This is a genomic window from Salinibacter sp. (assembly GCF_042218895.1).
Classification (GTDB): Bacteria; Bacteroidota; Rhodothermia; order Rhodothermales; family Salinibacteraceae; genus Salinibacter.
On sequence record NZ_JBDGQQ010000068.1, the window covers coordinates 1 to 4,758 of the forward strand.

The 4,758-nt window shown below is 65.7% G+C and carries 2 protein-coding genes; one reads left to right on the forward strand and one right to left on the reverse strand.

Translation table 11 applies throughout. The features are described from left to right. Positions 1–238 precede the first annotated feature (238 nt). Entirely contained in the window at positions 239–2,494 is a 2,256-nt protein-coding gene (locus tag ABEL04_RS06840) for a Na-K-Cl cotransporter (protein ID WP_375801641.1), read from the forward strand. 495 nt (positions 2,495–2,989) lie between these two features. On the opposite strand, the gene ABEL04_RS06845 is transcribed toward ABEL04_RS06840, so the two are convergent. After that, positions 2,990–4,624 carry a potassium channel family protein gene (locus ABEL04_RS06845; RefSeq protein WP_375801642.1) on the reverse strand — a complete coding sequence of 545 codons (1,635 nt, stop codon included), beginning with the start codon at positions 4,622–4,624 and terminating at the stop codon, positions 2,990–2,992. Positions 4,625–4,758 lie beyond the last annotated feature (134 nt).

Consider the following 4,758-nt stretch of genomic DNA (forward strand, 5'->3'; position numbering starts at 1 on the left):
GTTCGCAAGAGGTGTTGAGCATACAAAGAGTGACCCCCGAATGTGCAACTGCTCCGTGCGGGGCGACGCATTAATCTTTTGTCGGGCCTCGCCCCGCACTCGGATTTTCGAACAGAAGCCCATCCGTTGGGGCATAACCCCTCACTACTGTAGGGAGGACGGAACACCGTAGGTTGCACACTTCTGTTGTGCCCTCTTCTTTTGGGAGGGCTCTCCTTCGAAGAACACGTTCTCGCCTATGCGCCCCGATCCCGCGTCCCTCCAGGCCTCCGACGACACCGAAGAAGCCGTCATGCAGGGGAAGCCCGGCGGCCTCGGCACGTTCGGCGGCGTGTTTACGCCGTCGATTCTCACGATCCTGGGCGTCATCATGTACCTGCGGTTCGGGTGGGTGGTGGGCAACGCCGGGCTGCTGGGCACGCTGCTCATCGTCACCATCTCGACGGGCATTACGTTCCTCACGGCCCTCTCCATCGCGGCCATCGCGACGGATCAGCGGGTGCGCATTGGGGGGGCGTACTACATGATCAGCCGGTCGCTCGGGATCGAGATCGGCGGGGCGGTGGGCATCCCCCTCTACATCGCGCAGGGCCTGTCGGTGGCCCTCTACACCGTGGGGTTCGCCGAGAGCGTGGTCAATGCCTTCCCGACGCTCAGCACACTGAGCGTGCTCGGCCTCTCGGGGATTCAGATGGTAGGCCTCGTCATCACGATCCTGGTGGCCCTTCTCGCGCTCGGGTCGCCGAATATCGCCATCAAGGCGCAGTACTTTATCCTTGCCGCCATTGTGGTGTCGCTCGTGTCGCTGGTGGCGGGGAGTCCGGTGGAGCAGTCCGACATCCGGATGTGGGGGCCGGTGGACGCCAATCAGGCGGCGGGCTTCTGGGAGGTCTTTTCGGTCTTCTTCCCCGCGGTCACGGGGATCATGGCGGGGGTCAACCTGTCCGGCGACCTCGAAAACCCGAACACGGCCATCCCCTGGGGCACGTTCGGCGCCGTGGGGGTGGGGTACGCCGTGTATATGGCCCTGCCGATCCTCCTGGGCCTGTGGGCCGACTCGGCCACACTGATCGAGGATTCGCTCGTGATGCGTGACATGGCGTGGTGGGGCGACGCGATTCTGCTGGGCGTGTGGGGCGCCACCCTGTCGAGCGCCATCGGCTCCATCCTGGGGGCCCCGCGCGTGCTCCAGGCGCTGGCACTCGACGGGGTCCTGCCCCAGTCGCTGAAGGGGCTCGGGGAAGGGGCCGGGGAGGAAGACATTCCCCGAAGCGGCACGGTCCTCACGCTTGGGCTCGCCCTTGGCGCGGTGATGACGGGCAGCCTCAACGTCATCGCGCCCATTCTCACGATGTTTTTCCTCACGACCTACGCGGTGCTCAACGTGGCGGCGGGGGTGGAGACCTTCCTGGACAGCCCCTCGTTCCGGCCCGAGTTCGAGGTGCACTGGTCGCTCTCGCTGCTGGGCGCGGCGGGCTGCATCGGCGCCATGGTTCTCATCAACTGGTGGGCCACGGTGGTCGCCGGGCTGTGCGTCATCGTGATCTTCTTGTGGCTGGAGCGGCGCAGCCTGCGCACCACGTGGGGCGACGTGCGGCAGGGCTTGTGGATGAGCATCACCCGCTCCGGCCTCCTGCGCCTGCGCGAGAACCCGGACCCGAAGAACTGGCGCCCCCACCTTCTCGTCCTCTCCGGGGCCCCGCGCCGGCGCTGGCCCCTCATCGAGCTGGCGAGCGCCCTCACCCACAACCAGTCGCTCATGACGGTGTGCACGGTGCTGCCGTATCAGGCCGCTACTGTTGACGAGAAGCAAGAGGCGGAAGACACTATTCGCGACTACCTCGGCAGCCACGGCGTGCAGAGCCTCGTGCGCACCACACGGGCCGAGGATCCCTTCGAGGGCGCCGAGCGGCTCGTGGAGGACTACGGCATCGGGCCCCTCAAGCCCAACACCATCATGATGGGCCACACCGAAGAGCCGGACCATCACGACCGGTTCTGCCACATGATTCAGCATCTCTACGAGGCGCAGCGCAACGTGGTGGTGCTCCGCGGGGGCGATCAGGGCTTTGGCGAGCGGAAGCAGATCGACGTGTGGTGGAGCGGCCTCACGGGCAACGGCGGCCTGATGAAGATTCTCTCCTACCTGCTGCAAACGAACGTGGGGTGGCAGGACGCCGACGTGCGCCTCAACGTGGTGGCCGCCGACGCCGACGAGGCCCAGGAGCGGCGCAACACGCTCGGTCCCATCGTCGACCAGCTGCGAACCGGCGCGTTCCTCAATGTCATCCTTGCAGAGGGGCGCACCTTCAACGAAATTGTCCACGACACCTCCACCGGGGCCGACATTGTCTTCCTCGGCATGGCGACGCCGGACGAGGAGGAGGACTACGTCTCGTACTACACCCGCCTGCAGGAGCGGACCGAGGGCCTCCCGCCTACGGTGTTCGTGCTGGCCGCCGAGGAGATCTCGTTCCGGGAGGTGCTGGCGTGAGGGATGAAGGTTGAAGGCTGGAAGTTGAAGGTTGGGCGGGGAAGGGAAATCGACGGAGAGACCGTGGTCGATTGGTAAGCGCCGGACGTCGACGGACGTGGCGTTCCGGGTGACATGAGCGAACGTGCGAAGGACTTGTGCACGTTCAAGAGGTCTGTTGTGGATCATGAAGGACTCGTCATTCTGAGAGAGCCGCCAGGCGAGCGAAGAATCTCTTCGACTCCAGCGTTTCCGCCGCGTTCAGAGAGATCTTTCGACTCCGCTTTGCTCCGCTCAAGATGACTCCATTGCAAAAGGAATTGCTTGAGACTGCAACTTGGGACTGCTCGAGGCCCTTCCCATCGGCGTCGGGACCATGATTGGGGCCGGCATCTTCGTGCTGCCCGGCTCGGCCACTGAGGCGGGCCTCCTCTCGCGGCGAACCGGTGACCGAGAATTCGTCGAAGGGGACGCCGGTGCCGGTTCGGACTCCGGACGTGGCGTAGGCGCCCCCCGTCACCGAAGGAACTGCTTCTCAAAGCGACGCACGCCCTCGTTCGTGCCCACGATGACGAGCCGGTCGTCGTCCCGAAACACAAACTCGTCCGGATCGAGCGACGTGATCACGTCGCCGTTGCGAACCGCCCCGACCACGGTACAGCCCGTCTCGGCCCGGACGTCGGCCTCCGCGAGGGTCTGCCCGGCCAGACGCCCGGCCTCGAGGCGCACCACGTCGATCTTCGTTTGAAAGGACAGCACGTCTTCGTCCGTCAGGACGGTCGCGGCCAGCATGCGACCGCTGATCGTGGCGAGCGACTGAACGTAGTCCGCCCCGGCCTGGTAGATCTTCCGCTCGTTTTCCTCCTGATTCGCGCGGGCGACGATGTGGGCGTCGGGATTGGCGTTCCGGGCGATGAGCGTGGCGAGCAGGGCCGTCGTGTCGTCGTCGATGTCGATGATGATGGCGTCGGCCGCCCCCACGTTCGCCTCCTCGTACACGTCGGGGTTCCGGGCATCGCCCACGATGTCCACATCGGGGTGGTCCTTCGCGTCGATAATGGTGAGCCGGGCCTCCGTCCCGTCCAGCACGTCGACCGCCGCCTGTCCGGAGCGTCCGTACCCGACGACGATGACCCCCTGGTGCCTGCGCGACTGAAGCGTAGAGCTATCCTCCCGCTGGAGGTGCTGGATGCTGCCGGGCGCCCCCGAGACGAGAAGCCGCGTGTTGCAGTCGACGACCGTCCTGGGGCCGACGGGGCTCTTGAAGGTGCCGCCGAACCAGGCCCCAATCACGTCCACCCCGAAGCGCTCGCGCAGCTGCAGCTGGCCGATCGTTTGGTCGCAGATCGGACTTTCCGACTCGATGTCGAGCTCGGCCACCTCGAGGTCTTCGCCAATCTCAATCGTCGTGTCGTCGGCCATCCGCAGCAGAAACGGAATCTCCCGGGCGAGCCCCTCCCCGAGAAGCTGGCGCGGAGAGAGGACCTGATCGGCCCCCGCCATCCAATGGTAGGATTCGAGCGTTTCATCGTCGATTACGGTGACCGTCTGAATCTCGTCGCTGAGCTCACGAGCCGACAGGATAATGCTCGTGGCCACGGTGTCTTGAGAGTCGATCACCAAGGCACCGGCCGCTCGGAGCTCGGCGCGCTCAAGCCCCTCGACGGACTCGGGGTCGCCATGGAGGACTGGATATCCGTCGACATAGAGGTCCTTGGCCCGCTCGCGACGGGGCTCGAGGATGACGTAGCTGCGCCCCCGGGCCTCCAGCTCGTCGATGAGCGCCCCGGTGCGAGACGTGTGGGGCGTCAGCACGATGTGTCCCGCCCCGGAAAACGTCTCCGGCGGCCGCTGCTCGAAGGCGTCCCGGAGCACCGGAACGACGAACAGCGGGACCGCGAGAAAGACGAACAGGACCCCCGTCAGATTCATGAGGAGGACCATCGCGTTCATCTGGGGGCTCGACCAGGGCGCGTGGCTCCCAAACCCCGCCGTCGTAATCGCCTCGATCACCACCTGCAATGCCTGAATGTAGAGCACCGACTGATCCTCATACACCCGCATGCCCCACTGGTATACCAGGGCGTACGAGAGAAGCGTGGTTGCCACGATGCCCGCGGTCCACAGGATTCGTCGCTGCCAGTCGCTCATAATGCTCGTCGCATTTGCCGTGCGTCCAGAGCTGCGCCGCCAGCCCACTGCGTGCGGATGTCCCCGGCTACTCCGCGTCCTCCGCCGTCGCACTGGCCATCTCTGCCACCTCTTCGATGGCGGCGTCCGGGCCG